The following is an 18,813-nucleotide window of genomic DNA, read 5'->3' on the forward strand; positions in this document are numbered from 1 at the left end:
TTGTGCTTCCATTTTGCTTGTCGTTCTGATGACCATTGCGACGGCCGTGCCTCTTTCCGCCCAATCGCCGATGTTGCCTACAACTGCGAATACCGGCGCTGATTCTGCGGAGTCTGTGGCACTCCCAGATCCTTTGACCCCAGAGGCGATCCACGAAATGGTCGCCCGAATGTCGGATGATCAGGTTCGGGGATTATTGCTGGACCGGCTGGACGCCGTTGCCGCAGCTCAGGCCGCCCCAACGGCAAGCAAGGGAATGATCACAGTTCTGGAAGAAAACTGGAGCGCGTTTTATTCGCCCGGTCTGGGCGCCATTGAAAAGCTGCCGGTGTTGTTCAGTAAGCAGGGCGAGGCCCTCTCTAACTTCAGAAGCTCATTTGGCGATAAGGGTTTGCTGAAGTTATTTGCCTTCATGGCGATTGCCATTGGCGCCGGCCTCGCTGCCGAGTGGATCGTCAAGCAAATCTCGAAACGCTGGCAAGGGGCTGAAACCGCAGCTGAAGACGCCACGTTGTGGAGCGCGCTTGCCTTTTTGGCGCGCCGTTTTGGCCGCGACATCCTTGGTTTGGTTGCATTCTATTTTGCGCTTAGACTGGTGGGCCTCGCCCTCCTCAGCCCAGCCCAGCTGTCCTTTGCTGGCCCGTTTGTCACCTACTTGATCTGGTTCCCACGTCTGGGCGCCGCGATCTCGCGCTTTGTACTGGCACCAAATCGGTCTGACCTGCGACTGGTCAACATCGACGACCGCTGGGCCAGCTATCTGCACCGGAACCTGATTGGCCTGGTGCTTCTGGCTGGGTTTACCCTGTTCATCATTGGCTTTGATATCGCCAACGGCATTGCCATCCGTGAAACCCGGATTGCCTTTTGGCTCAACACCGCCGTGCACATCTACGTGGCATGGATATTCTGGACCGCCCGCGAAGGCCTGACCCAGATGATGCTGGGCACCGATTCGGATCGCAGCCGGTTTGATGTCTGGGTGGCCTCTGCTTATCCCTATTTTGCCATTTCAGTTGCCGCCATCACATGGACCGTTGTCCAGCTGCTGTCTGGCCATGGCTATTTCAAGTTGCTGCTGACAACCCCGCATTACACCACCATGTTCTGGCTACTGCTGGCACCGGCCATCGACACTGCCATCAGGGGTTTGGTGCGCCATCTGCTGCCTCCCATGATCGGCAAAGGCGCCGTCGCCGAGGCCGCCTATAAGGCCACCAAACGCAGCTACATCAAAATCGGTCGCGTTATTGCCGGCCTTTTTGTGGTGCTCAGGGTCGCCGAAGCCTGGAACCTGGATCTGCGCAATCTGGCTGCGGCCGGTGTTGGGGAACGGTTTGCCGCCAATTCGGTTGAGTTCATCATGACCGTTGCCACCGGTTATGTGATCTATGAACTGGTCTCGCTTTACGTCAACCGCAAGCTGGCCAAGGAACAAACAGCCAGCGGCGCGGTCGAAGGCGATCTGGGCGGCGGCGAAGGCGGCGGCGCAGGCGGGTCTCGTCTGACCACAGTCCTGCCGCTGGCGCTGATCAGCGCCCAATCTGCGATCGTGGTGATCTTTGGACTGCTGGCCGTTGGCAGCCTTGGCATCGACATCACGCCGCTGCTGGCGGGCGCCGGGATCCTTGGCCTTGCGATAGGCTTTGGCGCGCAGAAACTGGTCACCGATGTGGTGTCCGGCGTGTTTTTCCTGGTCGACGACGCCTTTCGCGTTGGCGAATATGTCGAGGTTGGCGGCACCATGGGCACCGTTGAGAAGATCTCTATTCGGTCGATGCAGCTGCGTCACCACCGTGGCTTGGTGCATACCATTCCCTACGGCGAGATCCCCAAGCTGACCAACTTCAGCCGCGACTGGGTGATCATGAAGCTGATGTTCACGGTGCCGTTTGATACCGACCCCAACAAGGTCAAAAAGATCTTCAAGAGGATCGGTGCCGAAATGATTTCAGACCCTCTGTACAAGGATGATTTCCTGGAGCCGTTCAAAAGCCAGGGGGTGTTTCAGTTTGATGATGTTGGCATCGTCATGCGGGGTAAGTTCATGGCCAAGCCCGGCACTCAATTCACCATTCGCAAGGAGATCTACAACCGGGTTCGCAAAGAATTCGAGGCCAACGGCATTGAATTCGCCCGCCGCGAGGTCCGCGTTGCCCTGCCTGGGCTGGAGAACAGTGAAACCCTGAACCAAGCGGATAAAACCGCAATTGCAGCTGCGGCAGGAGCAGCCGTTCAGCAGCAGGTCGAAGCCAAGCAGGCCGAGGCTGCAAAAAAGAGCAAGTGAACTGTACAAAAATGACTGATCAAATTTCCCGGCCATTCCTGTCAGACGCGTTCGGATACAAGCGTCTGACACTTTCACAAAGCTGCCTGTCGCGGGCGGTTGCCTTGGTGCTTTTGTGTTGCACGGCGCCGCAGGCGGTGCAGGCTGTTGGCCCCGACGACGTTCACCGACAGATGGATCACGTTCAAACCGCCGGGGCAGAGTCCAACTTCGGATTTAGCAACGGGTCAGTGATTGTGGCGCCGGTTCCGTTTTCCAATCCAACAATCGGGTCCGGGCTGGCCCTTGGTGCCGGCTATCTGTTCAAAACCGATCCCGGCTCCAATACCTCGGTGATCGGACTGGGGGCCATGCGGTCAGACAATGGCAGCCAGGCCGTTGGCCTGATGACCAATCTGGCCTTTAATAACAACCGCTGGCTGGTGAGCATTTTCGCAGGCAAGGCTGATGTCCGATATGATCTGTACACGCCGCTTGGCCCGTTTCCAGTGCATCAGGATGGTGATCTAGCACGTTTTAATCTGGCCTATGGTGTCACCGAGGAACTCTCGTTCGGCGGTGTCATGCGATACCTGAACACCTCCATTTCTGGCGACAGACCCGGCCTTCCGTCGCTGCCCCCCAGCTATGAGCCTGATCTAAACCTGGAAATCATCACCGCCGGCTTCAGCGCCGACTGGGATCGCCGTGATAACAGTGATTACCCAACAGATGGCTCCCGCCTGACAGCCGAGGCCACCCGCAGCTTTTTAATTGATAGTGTCAGAGCCAGCTATGATAAGGCCGATGTCACCTATGATGCCTACCACCCTCTGGGGGCGGACAAGAGCTTGGCTTTTCGCGGGGTGCTCTGCGCGGCAACGGATGAAACTCCGTTTTTTGACCAATGCTCGATCGGTGCCACCGATAATATGCGCGGGTTCAACTCCACCCAGTTTCTCGATCTGCGCTCCACATCTCTGCAGGCAGAATACCGGCATAGATTTGGGCCGCGATGGGGTGCTGTTGTGTTTGGCGGCATTGGCTGGACCGGCGCAGACCTCAGCTCGCTTGGCGACAACGGCAGCCACAGCGCCGTCGGGCTGGGCGCCAGGTATCGTGTCTCCAAGAAGTTCCCGGTCGATTTTTCGGTTGACCTCAGCCATAGTAATCTGGGCGATGATCAGATCTATATCTATGTTGGGCAGCGGTTCTGACAGCCGAGCCCCTCTGCGGCGCCCATTTACGCGGCCCATTGCAATGTCACCGCCGCCCTCCAAACCCTCCCGCGTCTGCGCCGAGCATTGGCGAGGCCAATACACGTTGCCGACTTGGGCGTGGCGCCGCGCAAAGCGCGGCGCCACGCCCAACGGGAGCGGGTATCTCTGATACCCAGCGACGGGCGGGAGCTGCGATCTGTCAGCGCTTTTCGCGCCTGCGCGAACAGGAAACACCGACGGCTGAAACCCAAATGACCGCTTTTCCCTTCCCCCTGAGGCCAGCTTGTCCTAAAAGGCGCCCACATCCAGCCATCCGGGGACAAATGATCAATGCAGGAACCAGCCATCACATCCGAACTGATTGAGAGCCACGGACTAAGCCCGGACGAATACGAGCGCATCCTGGAAATCATCGGACGCGATCCGACCTACACCGAGTTGGGCATCTTCTCGGCGATGTGGAACGAGCATTGTTCCTACAAATCCTCCAAAAAATGGCTGCGCACGCTGCCAACCACAGGTCCACAAGTCATCTGCGGCCCCGGCGAGAATGCAGGCATCGTCGATATCGGCGATGGCCAATGTGTGGTTTTCAAGATGGAAAGCCACAACCACCCCAGCTATATCGAGCCCTATCAAGGCGCCGCGACCGGCGTTGGCGGCATTCTGCGCGACGTATTCACCATGGGTGCGCGCCCCATCGCCTCGATGAACTCGCTGTCCTTTGGCGAACCTGCCCACCACAAGACCACCCAGCTGGTCAATGGCGTGGTGGCGGGCGTTGGCGGTTATGGCAATTGCTTTGGTGTGCCCTGCGTCGGCGGCGAAGTCCGCTTCCACCCCGCCTATAACGGCAACTGCCTGGTCAACGCCTTTGCCGCCGGGCTGGCAGACAGCGACAAGATTTTCTATTCAGCCGCCTCTGGCATCGGTATGCCAGTTGTCTACCTTGGCGCCAAAACAGGCCGCGACGGCGTTGGTGGTGCCACCATGGCCTCGGCTGAATTTGATGACAGCATCGAAGACAAGCGCCCCACCGTTCAGGTTGGCGACCCCTTCACCGAGAAACGCCTGATGGAAGCCACGCTTGAGCTGATGGCCACTGGGGCGGTGATCTCGATCCAGGACATGGGCGCTGCGGGTCTGACCTGCTCGGCTGTGGAAATGGGCGACAAGGGCAAGCTGGGCGTCAAGCTGAACCTGGAGGACGTGCCCCAGCGCGAAGAGAACATGACAGCCTATGAGATGATGCTGTCGGAATCTCAGGAACGCATGCTGATGGTGCTCAACCCCGAGCTGGAGGCCGAAGCCCGGGCGGTGTTTGTGAAATGGGATCTGGATTTTGCCATCGTTGGCGAAACCATATCCGAAGACCGCTTCCTGATCCTGCACAACGGCGAGATCAAGGCAGATCTGCCGCTGACCACTCTGGCGGGCTCGGCGCCTGAATATGACCGCCCCTGGGTTGCTACCCCCGCCGCTGAACCATTGACCGATGCGGACGTCCCCACCATTGACCCGATCGACGGGCTCAAAGGGCTGATCAGCTCGCCCAACTACGCCGCCAAACAGTGGGTCTATGAGCAGTATGACACCACCGTCATGGGCGACACCGCCCGCCGCCCCGGTGCCGGTTCCGGCCTGATCCGGGTGCATGGCACCGACAAGATGCTGGCCTTCACCTCGGATGTGACGCCGCGTTATGTCAAAGCCAACCCCGTTGAGGGTGGCAAACAGGCGGTGGCCGAGGCCTATCGTAACCTGACCGCCGTCGGTGCCACCCCGTTGGCCACCACCGACAACCTGAACTTTGGCAACCCGGAAAAGCCCGAAATCATGGGCCAGTTCGTCGGCGCTATTCAAGGAATCGGCGAAGCGGTTACTGCGCTGGACATGCCCATCGTTTCCGGCAACGTCTCACTTTACAATGAGACCGACGGAGAGGGCATTCTGCCAACCCCGACCATCGGAGCCGTTGGCCTGATTGCCGCCGGTGAAGAGCCGATCATTGGCGAGGCCCGCGACGGCCATATCGCCCTGCTGGTAGGTGAAACCCTTGGCCACCTGGGTCAGTCTGCCCTGCTGGCCGAGATCTTCAACCGCGAAGACGGCGACGCCCCGGCAGTGGATCTGGCTGCCGAAAAGCGTAACGGCGAGTTCATCCGCGCCAACCGGGACTATATCAAGGCCTGTACTGATCTGGCTGATGGTGGCCTGGCACTGGCGGCCTTTGAGATGGCAGAAGAGGCTGGAGTTGGGGTGCAAATTGACGCCGCCGACACCCCCACTTTGTTTGGTGAAGATCAGGCGCGCTATCTGGTGGCCTGCAATTTTGACCAGGCCGAGGCACTGATGTTGACTGCCGGGCAAGCTGGCGTGACCCTCACCACTGTTGGCCACTTTTCAGGCGACACGGTGAAGATCGGTGGCAGCGAGGCGCCGCTGGCTGAGCTGTCCGCCATTTACCGCAGCAGTTTTGCCGCAGCAGTGGCCTAGGCACCACGACACAATCTGAATCACATCAAAGCCACCCCTTCCCCTTAAGGAAGGGTGGCTTTGATCTGTCGCCTTGTGGGCCCCCAGATCCCCCAGATCCCCCAGTCATCACAGCTCCCCCTTGCAGCCCCGCCCCAGCACATCTACATCTAAGCCAACAAGACAGGAGACGACCCTAATGGCCATGATAGCCTCAGACATCGAAGCGCTGATCCGAGAAAGCTTCCCAAACGCCGAGATCACTGTGATGGGGGACGACGGGGTGCATTTCTCGGCCCAGGTGATCGACGAGAGCTTTCGGGGCAAGAACCGGGTGCAACAACAACGCGCGGTGATGGCGGCGCTCAAGGGCAAGATGGATGGCGCCAATGGCGAGATCCACGCCCTGGGTCTGACCACCAAAGCGCCTGAGTGACCACTGGTCCCTGGATCATAACTGGAATTGTTGCACTTATTGTTGCGGCAATCGGCATTGAAGCCTATGTGAAGCGCAACAAAAGACGGGCACTGTCGCAGTCGCAACCCAAAATGCGCCATGGAAACCGCAAAAAGGTTGAGCTGGGACAAGAAGCAACGGATCTGGATCTGGTTGAACAGGCCATAAGACAAAACCAGCTGTTAAAAGACGTCGGCAGGCGCTTGAGCAGCCGTAACATCAAATGAAGCGCGACAGCGCGGTAGACTAAGGAAACGCGACATGACTGACGCAAAAACCCGTATCGACGAAACCGTCAAAGCCAATGACGTGGTGCTGTTTATGAAAGGCACCAAAGAGATGCCGCAGTGTGGCTTCTCCTCCAAGGTCGCCGGTGTGCTGAACTACATCGGCATCGACTATACCGACGTCAACGTGCTGGCCGACGAAGACATCCGTGCCGGCATCAAGGATTACTCCGACTGGCCCACCATTCCGCAGCTCTACGTCAAGGGCGAATTTGTTGGCGGCTGCGACATCATCGTCGAGATGACCCTGTCCGGTGAGCTGGACGGTATGTTTGACGAAAATGGTATCGCCTATGACAAAGAGGCCTCCAACAAGATCCGCGAATCCAACGCCTGAGCTGATCTGCCCAGAAACGAAAAGGCCCTCAGAGCGATCTGGGGGCCTTTTGTCGTTCAACTGATGGAGAAATGCAGATACCGGGCGGTTACTGTGCCAGTTTTTCTTCGACCTGCGCCGCCATTGCCTCGGCCCTGGTGGCCAATTCGCTCAGCGTATCGGTGACTTGTGGCGGCACCACCGGAATCTCGATGCGCTCGGGCTCGGGGGCCGGCGCGGCCCGCAGCTCGGCCAGTTCCGCGTCCCGCGAGACCAGCTCCGCATCCCGCGCCGCCAGCTCAGTCTCGACGATTCTGATCCGGTCCTCAACCGCCGCGGTTTTATCCGCCAGCAGCAGGCCGGCCATCAGTAGCATCCGGGCCTCGGGCATCCGGCCGATCTGATCCGATAACACCTTCGCCTCATCGTCCAGCATTTTGGCTGCCGATTGCAAAAAGCTCTGCTCGCCATCCTGACAGGAAACTTCAAAATCACGACCGCCGATATGAATGGTCAACTCGGGCATCAGACTTCCTCCCCTTCTGGTAGATTTCGCGCATGGGCCAACAGCGGTTCCAGCTTGGCCAGAACCACATTGACCTGAGCCTGATCGCTGGCCTGTGCGGCGCGCAGACCTGCAATCTCGGCTTCCATCGCTGTATTGATCAAATCCGCATCGCCAACCCCGGCGGCATTGGCCTCACGCAGGGCCGTATTGGCGCTGCGCAGGCTTTCGTTGGCGTGGCGCAACTGCTGCAATTCAGTGTCCAGCCGAACCAGCATATCATTCTGCCGGTCCAGTTCTTCGCTGTGGTCGGACCCGACGTCACCATCCGCCAGTGCAGCTGCGGGTTGGGCCGCGGCCAATTCACCCTGCGCGGTTTGCAGTTGCGCCTTCAAATCTTCAATTTCTGCGCGCAGCTCAGCAGAGCCGCCATCCGCACTGTCCGCATCCGCACTGTCTTCGTCCTCACTGGCCGCGCCCTCTGCCTCGGCGATCCGGGCTTGCAGCGCTGTGATATCCGCGTTCCGTTCGGCGACCTCGGCATCTAGCGCCGCTTTGCTTTCGGCCATCACGGCTGCAGTGTTACCCGCCGCTTCCAAATCAGCTGTCAACCGCTGGTTTTCAGCCTTCAGGGCGTCTTTTTCGGCGGTATTTCCGACTTCATTGCGCAGCAATTCAACTTCGGCCTGCAAAGACTCAAGATCCCCGGACGTATCCGCCGACGGTGCCACATCCGCCAATTGCGCCTTTAGCGTTTTCAGGCGCTCTTGGAGCTGAGCATTGGCGAGTCTTTCATCGTCCAAAGCCTGGGTCAAATCGTCTTGTGCAGCCGCACCCAGAGCCGCGTTCTGAGCCGCCTCGAGAGCGCCCAATCCGGTCCCGATTCTGTCCATCGCGGCCGCTATGCGGCCTTGCAGTTCCTCGATTTGCCTCATGCCCGTTCCTCACCAATCCGCACCATCTGCTTAAACCCAACCCCACAAGCGAATCGCACCTGCGGCCCGGTTTGTGCCAGCTTACTCAAAGCAGGAGTAAATTACCCCATGTTTGCTTTCAACCACTTGCAGGCCAATCTTGACCTTGGGCGGCGATGTAACGCCCAGCAATACTTGATCTTTGTCAAATCACTGCTATTGAGCCCTCTATCTGCGTGAAAACCCAAAGGAATGACCCAGTGGACCTGACCGCCCTGCGTACTGCAAACCCCGAACATTGGGCCAAGGCTGCCGCCATCCGCGCCCTGACCCTTGATGCCGTTGCCGCTGCCAATTCGGGGCACTCTGGCATGCCGATGGGCATGGCTGACGTCGCTACCGTTTTGTTTGAAAAGCATCTAAAGTTTGATGCATCTGCGCCTCAGTGGCCCGACCGCGACCGGTTCATCCTGTCGGCTGGCCATGGCTCAATGCTGATTTATTCGCTGCTGCACCTCTGCGGCGATGCCCAGGTCACCCTGGACCAGATCAAGAATTTTCGCCAGATGGGTGCGCTGACTGCCGGTCACCCGGAAAATTTCCTGCTGGACGCGGTTGAAACCACCACTGGCCCGCTGGGTCAGGGTCTGGCCAACGCGGTTGGCTTTGCCATGGCGGAAGAAATGCAGCGGGCGCAGTATGGCCGCAAGATTGTCGACCACTACACCTATGTCATGGCCGGCGACGGTTGCCTGATGGAAGGCATCAGCCAAGAGGCCATGGGTCTGGCCGGGCGTCACAGCCTCGGCAAACTGATCCTGTTCTGGGACAACAACAACATCACCATCGACGGCACCGTCGAGCTGTCCGATCGTACCAATCAGGTGCAGCGCTTTAAGGCGTCTGGCTGGCAGGTCATTGAAATCGACGGCCACGATCCACTGGCCATCGACGAGGCAATCACTGCCGCCAAGAAATCGAAGAAACCTTCGATGATTGCCTGCAAAACCCATATCGCCCTTGGTCACGCCGCGCAGGACACCTCCAAAGGTCACGGCGCCTTGACCGACGCCGACCAGATGAAAGCGGCCAAAGAGGCCTATGGTTGGACCTCTGGTCCATTTGAAGTCCCTGCCGACATCAAATCCCAGTGGGAAGCCATTGGCAGCCGTGGCGCTGCGGATCGTACTGAGTGGGAGGGTCGCTTTGCTGAGGTTTCACAGCAGAAACAGGATCGCTTCAACCGTGCCTATGCAATGGACGCGCCGAAAAAGCTGTCGGCTGTTGTCAAAGCCCTGAAAAAGCAGATCAGCGAAGACCTGCCAAAGGTCGCCACCCGCAAGGCGTCAGAGATGGCGTTGGCGGTGATCAACCCGATCATGCCGGAAACCGTTGGTGGCTCGGCTGATCTGACTGGCTCAAACCTGACCAAGACCGGCGACATGGGCGTGTTCGACCTGGATAACCGCAAGGGTCGTTTTGTCTATTGGGGTATTCGCGAGCACGGCATGGCCGCCGCGATGAACGGTATGGCGCTGCACGGCGGCATTCGCCCCTACTCGGGCACCTTCTTCTGCTTCACCGACTATGCGCGCCCGTCGATGCGTCTGGCGGCCCTGTCAAAGATCCCAACTGTGTTTGTGATGACCCACGATTCAATTGGTGTGGGCGAAGATGGCCCAACCCACCAGCCGGTGGAGCATCTGGCGATCTGCCGCGCCACCCCGAACACCTATGTGTTCCGCCCAGCAGACGCGGTGGAAACAGCCGAGGCCTGGGAAATTGCTCTGACCACCAAAGACACGCCATCGGTTCTGTCGCTGACCCGTCAGGGCCTGCCGACTGTACGGACCGAGCACAAGCTGAACAACCTGACCGCCAAGGGCGCCTACGTGCTGGCCGAAGCGACGGGCAAGCGTCAGGCCATCTTGATCGCCACTGGCTCCGAAGTCGCAATCGCGATGGAGGCCAAAGCCAAGCTGGAGGCGATGGGCATCGGCACCCGTGTTGTTTCCATGCCCTGTATGGAGCTGTTTGCAGCCCAGGACGAAGCCTACCGCCGCAAAGTGCTGCCTGCAGGACCAGTTCGGGTTGGTATCGAAGCCGCCATGCGGGCCGGCGGCTGGGATCGCTGGTTGATGGGCGAGCGTGGCCAGGACAAGAAAGCCGCGTTTGTTGGCATGGATAGCTTTGGCGCCTCGGCCCCTGCGGGCGAGTTGTACGAGAAATTTGGCATCACAGCGGATGCGACTGCTGCCAAGGTCAAAGACCTGCTGGGCTAAATTGAACGGTGCGTGCAAGCACGCACCCTACACTGTCGGATCAAGAATGGGCGCCTTTGGGCGCCCATTTCTTTTGAAACAGCACTTGAGACTTACATAACCGGCGTCCGGGTCGAGAAATGGGGTGCAAAGCGCCTCGCCTCGGGTTCGGTCAGGGTTCTGCCCGTGATTTGCACGTACAATTTACTACGACGCCTTTGTCTCGACTACCGCCTTAAGTGCATTATACGCCTTGCGCACATAATCCAGACGCAGTTCATATTGGCCTGCAGCAACGACAAAATCAGGTGGTTGAATACCAGCAACCAGGAAGGCCTGTCTTAGCTGCGTCCCAGAAAGAGGGATGTAATCAGGACTTTCTCCACTGAATTTATTGTACATCCGGCCTCCAAACCAACCACTACGGCCTTCAGCTCTGCTTGCTGCTTCAACTCGAAAGTGAAGAAACCCATAAAGCTGTTTGGCATCCATTGGCGCCAGGTCCGCTGCTGTACTCAACGCCGAAAAAAGCGGCGATAGGCCGCCGGACGCTGCTCCGGTTACCCCTTTCATTGTCGGCGAAGGGCCGGAAATGATTTTGATAATTGCTGTTGTCGGTTGTTTCGCCATAATATCTCGGCCTGTTAATTTGTGTTCATTCAGTTATCTTTGAGCCTGATTATTTGGAGCCTCTGAAAGCGCCCCAAATAGGCGCAATCACCTTGGTCGCCAGTGGGATCAGTGCAAACCCCAGCACCAGACCCAACAGCCCGTCCATCGCCGCCTTGGCGAACCATTCTACAAATCCGGTCCAGCCTTCGGGCACCAGATGCCCCACCGCCGCTGCGTAATCGTGGATATGATTGCCCAGCCAGCCATAACCCAGCTGCTCCATCCCGTGGATGACGATGGACCCGCCAACCCACAGCATTGCCGCAGTGCCAACAACCATCAGCAGCTTCAGGAAGCCCGGCATCATCCGGACCAGCCCCGTTCCCAGATTGCGGGTTACGCCAAAATAGCCATTCTTCGCCATGTACAGACCCACGTCGTCGGCTTTGACGATCAAGGCGACTGAGCCATATACGGCCACTGTAATACCAACAGCCACCAGCGCCAGCGTTGCCGCCTCCATCCAGATGTTACTATCAGGAATTTCAGCTAGTGCGATGGTCATGATCTCGGCTGACAGGATGAAATCGGTCTTGATGGCGCCGGATGCTTTTTGTTCCTCCAGATGCGCCGGATCTCCGGCCTCATCCTCTTTGAACACATGGGTCTCGTCATGGGGCACCAGCAGGTGATAGATCTTCTCGGCGCCCTCAAAACACAGATACGACCCACCCAGCATCAGCAACGGAGAGATCAACCAGGGGGCAAAATTGACCAGCAGCAAGCCGATGGGTAGCAGGAACAGCAGTTTGTTCTTTAGCGAGCCCTTGGTGATCTTCCAGATCACCGGCAACTCGCGGCTGGCGGCAAAACCATGCAGGTATTTTGGGGTCACGGCGGCGTCGTCGATCAGCGCACCGGCAGCCTTTGAACCAGCCTTCAAAGCCTGCGCCGCCACATCGTCGATCGAGGCCGCCGCCACCTTGGCAATTCCAGCCACATCATCCAGCAGTGCCAGCAATCCGCTCATCGCAAGTCCCTCTCAGCCTGTCATTATGCGGGCCAATCTAACCGATACCACCGGTGGCACAAGCGTTAGCGCAATCGCCTTTTGTGTTACCGCCACCAGTCAATTTCCGTTATCGTTAACATGAGTATTTTGCGCTAACAGTATGGATTTATATCCGTTTTCTCCCTTTCGAACTGACCGGCACCGCATTATATCCTGCTTAAGGATTGCTCGCTTGGAGAGATACACATGACCATCAAAGTCGGGATCAATGGATTTGGCCGTATTGGCCGCTGCACCCTGTCACATATCGCTGCTTCGGGTCGTGATGACATCGAAGTGGTCAAGGTGAATGCCACCGGCCCGCTGGAAACTGCGGCCCACCTGATCAAATATGATTCTGTGCACGGCCGTTTTCCAGGCGAAGTGACCATCGGCGACGGCACCATGAACCTGGGTCGCGGCGACATGCAGATGTACTCCACCTATGACATGAACGCATTGGACTGGGACGGCTGCGATATTGTTCTGGAATGTACTGGCAAGTTCAACGACGGCAACCTGGCCAAGGTGCACCTGGAGCGGGGCGCCAAGCGGGTGTTGCTTTCAGCGCCGGGCAAAAACATCGACAGAACCATTGTCTATGGCGTCAATGATCATGAGCTTCGCGCCACCGACACCATGATTTCAAACGGCTCCTGCACCACCAACTGTCTGGCGCCACTGGCCAAAGTGCTGGACGAAGGCATCGGCATTGAACATGGCATCATGACCACGATCCACGCCTACACCGGCGACCAACCGACCCTGGATCGCCGCCATGATGACCTGTACCGCTCCCGCGCGGCTGGCATGTCGATGATCCCGACCTCAACCGGCGCCGCCATTGCCCTGGGCGAGGTTCTGCCCAATCTAAAGGGCCGTCTGGACGGCTCTGCCATCCGGGTGCCGACGCCAAATGTATCGGCGGTGGACCTGACTTTCTATGCCTCACGGGATGTGACCGTGGACGAGGTCAATTCAATCGTCGCCGAGGCCGCAAGAGGCCCGATGAAAGGCGTTCTGGGCTACGAGCCGGCGCCTTTGGTGTCGACCGACTTCAACCACTCGCCGGAAAGCTCGATTTTTGCCCCGGATCAGACCCGTGTTGTGGGCGGCCGTATGGTCCGTGTTCTGGCCTGGTATGATAACGAGTGGGGTTTTTCTGTGCGCATGGCGGATGTTGCCTGCGCCATGGGCCGTCTTTCTGCCCTGTCCAAGGCGGCTTGAGCTTGAGATATCTCACCCGGTCAGGCATATCTGCCCGGGTGAGATATCTTAACGAGGCGACATGACCACCAAAATTTCTATCGTTCTTGGTCTGATAATCATCGCCTCCCTTGTGGCTGATATCGCCCTGTTTGGAACTGTCCATGTGGTTTTTCTTGGCAAACGGTTTTACGAACTGATCGATTGGGTGGCTTTTTGGCGCTAGGGCACGGCGCTGTTAAAACCCGCGCTGTCACGGGGCCCTGTGCTCCGGGCATTCTGATTTTGGCCTCGGTCAGGCAGAGCTACCGGGCGGAAAAAATGCCTGCGAAATACCCGCATTGACCGGGCTACTGACCAGATAAGGGCCCAGAATAACGCCTGCCTCACCCCATGCATCCGCCAGCGCGTCCGACGGCGGCACACTGCCCGCCGCCGCCGCCTCTATCTCTTGCAGACAGGTGCGAAGCGCCGTGAGCCCCAGCACAGCAGCAGAGCCCGCCAGACGGTGCGCCTCGCGTTGATGGGATTGGCTAACCTGTTCGCTTGCGCCCAGATCCTGACGAAACTGAGCAACATCCCGGCAAAGGGCATTGAGATAGCCCTGCGCCTTTTCATTGCCTAGAGCTTCGATGAATTGCTGGATATCCGAACCCTCATGATTCATTTTAATCGGTGTTTTCTGGCCCGTGTAGCGGTCGATCGCCAATGCCAATTTCGCCAGTGTCACAGGCTTGATCAGGATTTCAGTGAATCCCGCATCCAGAATGCGCCTTTGATCATCACCTGCGCCATGAGCCGTCAACGCGATAATTTCCACACCTTCGGCCAGTTTTCTTGACCGTATCTGCCCAAGCGCTTCGATGCCATCCAAACCCGGCATGCTAATATCCATCAAAATCAGATCATATCTCTCATGCTGCACCGCCTCGACACCCTCTGCTCCGCCGGTGGCACACCTCACCCGGTGGCCTTGCCGCAACAACATTTCCTCCAACAGCATCCGGTTAATATCATTGTCTTCGACAACCAGAATCCGGCGCGCGGCAACATCATCAATAGACATCTTTGGGTGCTGGTTTTGACGCGAGGACACCAGCGGCAAGGACAATGTGAACCAGAACATACTGCCCTCTCCCGGTTCACTTTCAACGCCAATCTCGCCGCCCATTTGCTCAACAATAAGACGGGTGATCGACAATCCCAGTCCGGTCCCTTCTTGTTGGCGGCTGTAACTGGCATCCAAAGTTACAAAGTCGTCGAAAATCCGTTCCAGATCATCGGCAGCGATCCCCTCGCCCGTGTCACAAACGCGAAACTCAACCGCATCGCTGTGCGCAAGACGTTCAACCTCAATGGTGACTTCTCCGCGTTCGGTGAACTTCAGGGCATTGCCAATCAACCGCTGCAGCACTTTCCGAATACTCTTAGAGTTACCGATGCAATGCGCATCCTCAGGCAACCGGCACCGCAAACGTATCAGGTTGCCACCCGATTGGGCGGTCGGATGGAGGCCGTCAATCAAGCCCGCTAGCATTTCCTGCAAATCGAATGGCTCACTGCGTTCGAGTTCTGCAGCAGACTCGAGCCGGGACATTTCGAGAACTTCATCGACATGATGCAGCAATAACTCTCCGGACTGCCGCATCGCCCGCAAGTATTGCTGTTCTTGGGACCGCGTGTCAGCCGTCTCCAGTAGCTCAATCGAACCCATAATTCCGTTCAGTGGCGTTCGGATTTCATGGCTGAGAACTGTCAGCAACTTGTCCTTGGCCCGCTCCCCTGCCTGTGCATCATCGCGCGCACAGCGCAACGCTTTCTCGCCTTCAATACGGGAAGTGATATCACGTATGAAGCACACAAAAACCAAATCATCGCCATCCTGACTGGCTGTCACGTTGAGCTCGATGGGGAAAATCTCCCCGGATTTCCGTTTGGCCTCTACCCGTGTGCGCCCCTTGTTGATTAGTTCACCATCGCCGGTTTTCAGAAAACTTGCGGTGTTGTCTTCGGAGAATTGATGCAGGTGCTCCGGAATGATCACATCCATCAAGCGTCGCCCGACCACGTCTTTGCACAAATAGCCGAATGTTTTCTCAGCCGCGCTATTAAAGCTCAGAATTCGGCCCGAAACATCAACCGACACAATGGCCTCCAAAGACGAGTCGACGATAACGCGTAACCGCTCTGCAGTGGCCCGATTTTCCGCGATCAAACCCTGACTGTGGTGGAACAGACGCTGGATCATTATCGCCGTCATTGCCAATGCCGCCACCAGCGTCAACAACACCCTTCCCAGCCGCCTGATCGTGAGTGACACGCGCTGTTTGCTTTCGGCACCGAGCAGAGTTTCCATTTGCAAACCATATCGGATCAAATCGCGAATATCGCTGTCATTTTGTTGAAACTTGATGATCAACTCGGGCAGTGATTTGACCAAATCCCTATCCGGCCCGGCCACAATCGGCGCAAAATAATCCAACCGATTTTGGATTCGGATGAACTTCTCAGCCACAATGCCATCTGCCCGCACCTCATCAAACATCGGGTAATCGTGCAATGTGGCTACGCGATTGTAATATTTGGCGAATTCAAGACGAAAAACATTCAGGTTCTCGCCTTCCTTGGCCCGATAGGCAATTTCCGTCATTTTTATGTGGGAAAACTGAACCTGTGCTAGGTTCCAAGTCAATCGCTCGGAGGCTTTGCCCCCAACCGTGTCCAGCTCATCCAGAACGAGCCGTCCAAGTCCTAGCGAAAGCGTCCCAAGGCCAACAAGAAATGCAATCGTCAGCGTGAGCACCAGTCTTGTGCGTGCTGTGGCGCGTTTGGAGTTCAATTGGCAGACCTTCCTAATTATCGGGTTGCAGGACGAACCGCACCAATCAGCATTTTAGTCCCAGAATCAGGGGTGAAGACAACGAGGCGCAGCCAAGATAATAAATATGACAACCTTGAAAATCTATTTGGAAAATCAAAAAGTCAGTGCGACACTCAATAGCGGACGACCGGCCAAACCTGACACAGAAACGGCTGGAACGCACGTTAGCCTAAGTATACCCGACTATCCTTTTGTATATGGGCTGTACTTAGGTCGCCCCCTCCTCAGCCAAGCTTATCAGGTCTCAAATGAGCAGCCCAACCCTGAACTTCGAGGGTGATGTCCATAAAAATTTGAAGCATTTAGGTCGAAAAAAAACGCTCTCCATTTCACAAAAGTGGATGGTATTGGCAAGTTTACCGCTATATTGAAAATATGGGGGAACTTAATCCAGTAAGTGAGTTTCATGCGCATATTACTTGCAGACGACCACGACATGGTTCGTGACACCATATCCGCCTACCTGCATTCAGTAGGCGGCGCCGAAGTAACCTCGACCGTCAACCTGCCAGATGCACTGGACCAGATCGAAAAGACTGGTCCATTTGATCTTGTTCTGCTCGATTACAACATGCCGGGGATGTTTGGCCTCGAGGGGCTGGCGCGCGCGTTGAAAAGCAATGGCGGCAAGGGCGTCGCCATCCTGTCCGGCAGCGCCCCCACCCACACCGCTCAGGATGCGCTGGACGCGGGCGCCATTGGCTATCTGCCAAAAACCATGGGGGCTAAATCGCTGCTGAACGCCGTCCGCTTCATGAGCGCAGGCGAGGTATATGTCCCGGTTGAGCTGCTCAGAGAGCAATCACCTGCAAACGTTCACCCTTTGGCTGAAAAACTCAGCCCGCGCGAGGTCGAAGTTCTGAGCGGTCTTTGCCGCGGACAATCCAACAAGGAAATTGCCCGCGATCTGGAGTTGCAGGAAGTGACCATCAAACTGCATGTGCGGACCCTGTGTCGCAAACTGGACGCAAAAAACAGAACCCAGGCTGCGATCACTGCAAAAGAAGCCGGTCTGTTCTAATGCGTCCTGGGACCGGCGTTTACAGCACAGCCGGAAGCTTGGCGTAGCCGCGAAACCTCATCCGGCCTCCACCTATGCGACCGGGAAGGATCTGAAAATCCGGGAACCGATTCAAAAATCGTCCAATCGCAATCCAGCCTTCCATCCGCGCCAGCGTCAGACCCACGCAGACATGCGGACCACCTGCAAACGCCAGGTGGCGGTTCCGGGCCCGTGATATGTCGAAAATCTCGGGCGCGTCGAACACATCCGGGTCGCGATTAGCTGCGCCAATCACCAGATGCAAATTGGTGCCCTTGGCGATGATCCTGCCGTCGATCTCAACCTCTGCCGTGGTTTCGCGGTTGCCCAGCTGATTGGGAGAGCGAAACCGCAACATCTCTTCAATGGCCGGTTTGATCAACTCAGGGCTGTTCAGCAATCGCTCTTTTTGATCCGGATGATCCTGTAAAAGGGCCAATCCGTTGCCAATCAGGTTGGTGGTGGTTTCATGGCCTGCGTTCAGGATGAAGATACAGTTCTGAATCAACTCGATTTCGCTTAATGTGCCGTCGGCCCCCTCCCCTTGAATCAATCGGGTCAGCACATCGTTTTCCAGATCCCCCGGCTGCGCCCGCCGCCGTCCAATCAGGTCCGACAAATAGGCTTTGAACTCGGCAACTGCCGTTTGACCGGCCGCCAGCTGTTCGGCGCTCAGCGACGGTTCCAACGCCCCGAGGATCGCCAGCGACCAGTCCCGCAGCGGTCCGCGTTCCTCCATCGGTACGTCCAGCAGGTTGCCAATGATCTGGATCGGGATAGAGGAGGCAAAATCTTCGATCAGATCCACCTGATCTCGCTGCGCCATATCCTCCAGCAAATGATCGACGGTTGCGATCAACCCTGTCTCCATTCGGGCAATGGCGCGCGGCGCCAGTGCCGAGGTCATGATCCTGCGCACCCGCGTGTGCAGCGGCGGGTCGGAAAACACCAGCGAGCTGGTGTGATGTTCAAACAGTGGCGAACCAACCCCGAACTTGGGCCCAAATGCCGCCTTTTTATCTGACGAATACAGGGTGGTATCACGGTAAATACGATCCAGATCACGGTGACGGCACAGCATCACCGACCCATCCGGCTGCGGCAAAACCGGAGCCTCTGCCAGAAGCGCGTCATAGTAGGGAAAAGGATCGTCAACAAACCCCTGCGGCGGATTCGCTAGATCAAAGCCTTCAATATTCACATTTGCTTGCAACGCTCTGTTTGCGGCCATTCCCATCACCCTCTCTCAATTTCACAGATAGGGTGAATGACTGTAAGTACACTGTCAATTGCCAGGAGGGGCAAACGGTCTCTGTCCGG

At 57.2% G+C, this 18,813-nt stretch carries 16 protein-coding genes; 10 read left to right on the forward strand and 6 right to left on the reverse strand.

From position 1 onward, the window contains the following. Positions 1–115: 115 nt before the first annotated feature. The 6 genes from QPJ95_RS20985 to grxD all read left to right on the forward strand — a co-directional run bounded on the left by QPJ95_RS20985 (position 116) and on the right by grxD (position 7,042). Positions 116–2,287 (forward strand): mechanosensitive ion channel family protein, encoded by a 2,172-nt coding sequence (locus QPJ95_RS20985; RefSeq protein WP_313851479.1) that lies wholly within the window; start codon positions 116–118, stop codon positions 2,285–2,287. An 11-nt stretch (positions 2,288–2,298) separates the two neighbouring features. Continuing rightward, positions 2,299–3,483: a BamA/TamA family outer membrane protein gene (locus tag QPJ95_RS20990; RefSeq protein ID WP_270918088.1), complete on the forward strand. Its 1,185-nt coding sequence runs from the start codon at positions 2,299–2,301 to the stop codon at positions 3,481–3,483. 333 nt (positions 3,484–3,816) lie between these two features. Continuing rightward, complete coding sequence (purL, locus tag QPJ95_RS20995) at positions 3,817–5,982, forward strand: phosphoribosylformylglycinamidine synthase subunit PurL (protein ID WP_270918087.1); 2,166 nt, start codon at positions 3,817–3,819, stop codon at positions 5,980–5,982. Between the two features lie 178 nt (positions 5,983–6,160). After that, positions 6,161–6,397 carry a BolA/IbaG family iron-sulfur metabolism protein gene (locus QPJ95_RS21000; protein WP_270918086.1) on the forward strand — a complete coding sequence of 79 codons (237 nt, stop codon included), beginning with the start codon at positions 6,161–6,163 and terminating at the stop codon, positions 6,395–6,397. Further along, positions 6,394–6,645, forward strand: coding sequence for a hypothetical protein (locus QPJ95_RS21005; RefSeq protein ID WP_270918085.1), 252 nt, complete (start codon positions 6,394–6,396; stop codon positions 6,643–6,645). The genes QPJ95_RS21000 and QPJ95_RS21005 overlap by 4 nt, the downstream gene beginning before the upstream one ends. A 34-nt stretch (positions 6,646–6,679) precedes the next feature. Continuing rightward, entirely contained in the window at positions 6,680–7,042 is a 363-nt protein-coding gene (gene grxD, locus QPJ95_RS21010) for a Grx4 family monothiol glutaredoxin (protein WP_270918084.1), read from the forward strand. An 88-nt stretch (positions 7,043–7,130) separates the two neighbouring features. Here the strand turns inward: grxD and QPJ95_RS21015 are convergent, their stop codons facing one another. Together QPJ95_RS21015 and QPJ95_RS21020 are read right to left on the reverse strand one after the other, a co-directional pair. Next, positions 7,131–7,547 carry a cell division protein ZapA gene (locus QPJ95_RS21015; protein WP_270918083.1) on the reverse strand — a complete coding sequence of 139 codons (417 nt, stop codon included), beginning with the start codon at positions 7,545–7,547 and terminating at the stop codon, positions 7,131–7,133. Continuing rightward, positions 7,547–8,461: a coiled-coil domain-containing protein gene (locus QPJ95_RS21020; protein WP_270918082.1), complete on the reverse strand. Its 915-nt coding sequence runs from the start codon at positions 8,459–8,461 to the stop codon at positions 7,547–7,549. Before QPJ95_RS21020 ends, QPJ95_RS21015 begins: the two co-directional genes overlap by 1 nt. 239 nt (positions 8,462–8,700) lie before the next feature. Between QPJ95_RS21020 and tkt the strand changes: the two genes are divergently transcribed. Beyond that, positions 8,701–10,722, forward strand: coding sequence for a transketolase (tkt, locus tag QPJ95_RS21025; RefSeq protein ID WP_270918081.1), 2,022 nt, complete (start codon positions 8,701–8,703; stop codon positions 10,720–10,722). Between the two features lie 186 nt (positions 10,723–10,908). Here tkt and QPJ95_RS21030 read toward each other — a convergent pair whose 3' ends face one another. Beyond that, a complete protein-coding gene (locus QPJ95_RS21030; RefSeq protein ID WP_270918080.1) occupies positions 10,909–11,331 on the reverse strand; it encodes a hypothetical protein in 423 nt (140 codons plus the stop codon). 49 nt (positions 11,332–11,380) lie between these two features. Further along, positions 11,381–12,343, reverse strand: a complete 963-nt coding sequence (locus tag QPJ95_RS21035; protein ID WP_270918079.1) for a DUF808 domain-containing protein — start codon at positions 12,341–12,343, stop codon at positions 11,381–11,383. Positions 12,344–12,571: 228 nt separating this feature from the next. Between QPJ95_RS21035 and gap the strand changes: the two genes are divergently transcribed. Further along, on the forward strand, positions 12,572–13,591 hold the full coding sequence (gap, locus tag QPJ95_RS21040) for a type I glyceraldehyde-3-phosphate dehydrogenase (RefSeq protein WP_270918078.1): 1,020 nt from the start codon (positions 12,572–12,574) through the stop codon (positions 13,589–13,591). 61 nt (positions 13,592–13,652) lie between these two features. After that, positions 13,653–13,796 carry a hypothetical protein gene (locus QPJ95_RS21045; protein ID WP_270918077.1) on the forward strand — a complete coding sequence of 48 codons (144 nt, stop codon included), beginning with the start codon at positions 13,653–13,655 and terminating at the stop codon, positions 13,794–13,796. Between the two features lie 69 nt (positions 13,797–13,865). On the opposite strand, the gene QPJ95_RS21050 is transcribed toward QPJ95_RS21045, so the two are convergent. Beyond that, complete coding sequence (locus QPJ95_RS21050; protein WP_270918076.1) at positions 13,866–16,409, reverse strand: PAS domain-containing hybrid sensor histidine kinase/response regulator; 2,544 nt, start codon at positions 16,407–16,409, stop codon at positions 13,866–13,868. A gap of 448 nt (positions 16,410–16,857) precedes the next feature. Between QPJ95_RS21050 and QPJ95_RS21055 the strand changes: the two genes are divergently transcribed. After that, positions 16,858–17,472, forward strand: coding sequence for a response regulator (locus QPJ95_RS21055; protein ID WP_270918075.1), 615 nt, complete (start codon positions 16,858–16,860; stop codon positions 17,470–17,472). A gap of 19 nt (positions 17,473–17,491) precedes the next feature. Here the strand turns inward: QPJ95_RS21055 and QPJ95_RS21060 are convergent, their stop codons facing one another. Beyond that, complete coding sequence (locus tag QPJ95_RS21060; RefSeq protein ID WP_270918074.1) at positions 17,492–18,724, reverse strand: cytochrome P450; 1,233 nt, start codon at positions 18,722–18,724, stop codon at positions 17,492–17,494. Positions 18,725–18,813: the final 89 nt, after the last annotated feature.

It is taken from the genome of Parasedimentitalea psychrophila (assembly GCF_030285785.1).
In the GTDB taxonomy this organism is placed as follows: Bacteria; Pseudomonadota; Alphaproteobacteria; order Rhodobacterales; family Rhodobacteraceae; genus Parasedimentitalea; species Parasedimentitalea psychrophila.

Excerpts from the sequence above, each read along its gene's own strand:
- QPJ95_RS20990 (WP_270918088.1), top strand. The coding sequence starts at position 2,299 with ATGACTGATCAAATTTCCCGGCCATTCCTGTCAGACGCGTTCGGATAC.
- purL (WP_270918087.1), top strand. The coding sequence starts at position 3,817 with ATGCAGGAACCAGCCATCACATCCGAACTGATTGAGAGCCACGGACTA.
- QPJ95_RS21000 (WP_270918086.1), top strand. The coding sequence starts at position 6,161 with ATGGCCATGATAGCCTCAGACATCGAAGCGCTGATCCGAGAAAGCTTC.
- grxD (WP_270918084.1), top strand. The coding sequence starts at position 6,680 with ATGACTGACGCAAAAACCCGTATCGACGAAACCGTCAAAGCCAATGAC.
- QPJ95_RS21015 (WP_270918083.1), bottom strand. The coding sequence starts at position 7,547 with ATGCCCGAGTTGACCATTCATATCGGCGGTCGTGATTTTGAAGTTTCC.
- QPJ95_RS21020 (WP_270918082.1), bottom strand. The coding sequence starts at position 8,461 with ATGAGGCAAATCGAGGAACTGCAAGGCCGCATAGCGGCCGCGATGGAC.
- QPJ95_RS21030 (WP_270918080.1), bottom strand. The coding sequence starts at position 11,331 with ATGGCGAAACAACCGACAACAGCAATTATCAAAATCATTTCCGGCCCT.
- QPJ95_RS21035 (WP_270918079.1), bottom strand. The coding sequence starts at position 12,343 with ATGAGCGGATTGCTGGCACTGCTGGATGATGTGGCTGGAATTGCCAAG.
- gap (WP_270918078.1), top strand. The coding sequence starts at position 12,572 with ATGACCATCAAAGTCGGGATCAATGGATTTGGCCGTATTGGCCGCTGC.
- QPJ95_RS21045 (WP_270918077.1), top strand. The coding sequence starts at position 13,653 with ATGACCACCAAAATTTCTATCGTTCTTGGTCTGATAATCATCGCCTCC.
- QPJ95_RS21055 (WP_270918075.1), top strand. The coding sequence starts at position 16,858 with ATGCGCATATTACTTGCAGACGACCACGACATGGTTCGTGACACCATA.
- QPJ95_RS21060 (WP_270918074.1), bottom strand. The coding sequence starts at position 18,724 with ATGGCCGCAAACAGAGCGTTGCAAGCAAATGTGAATATTGAAGGCTTT.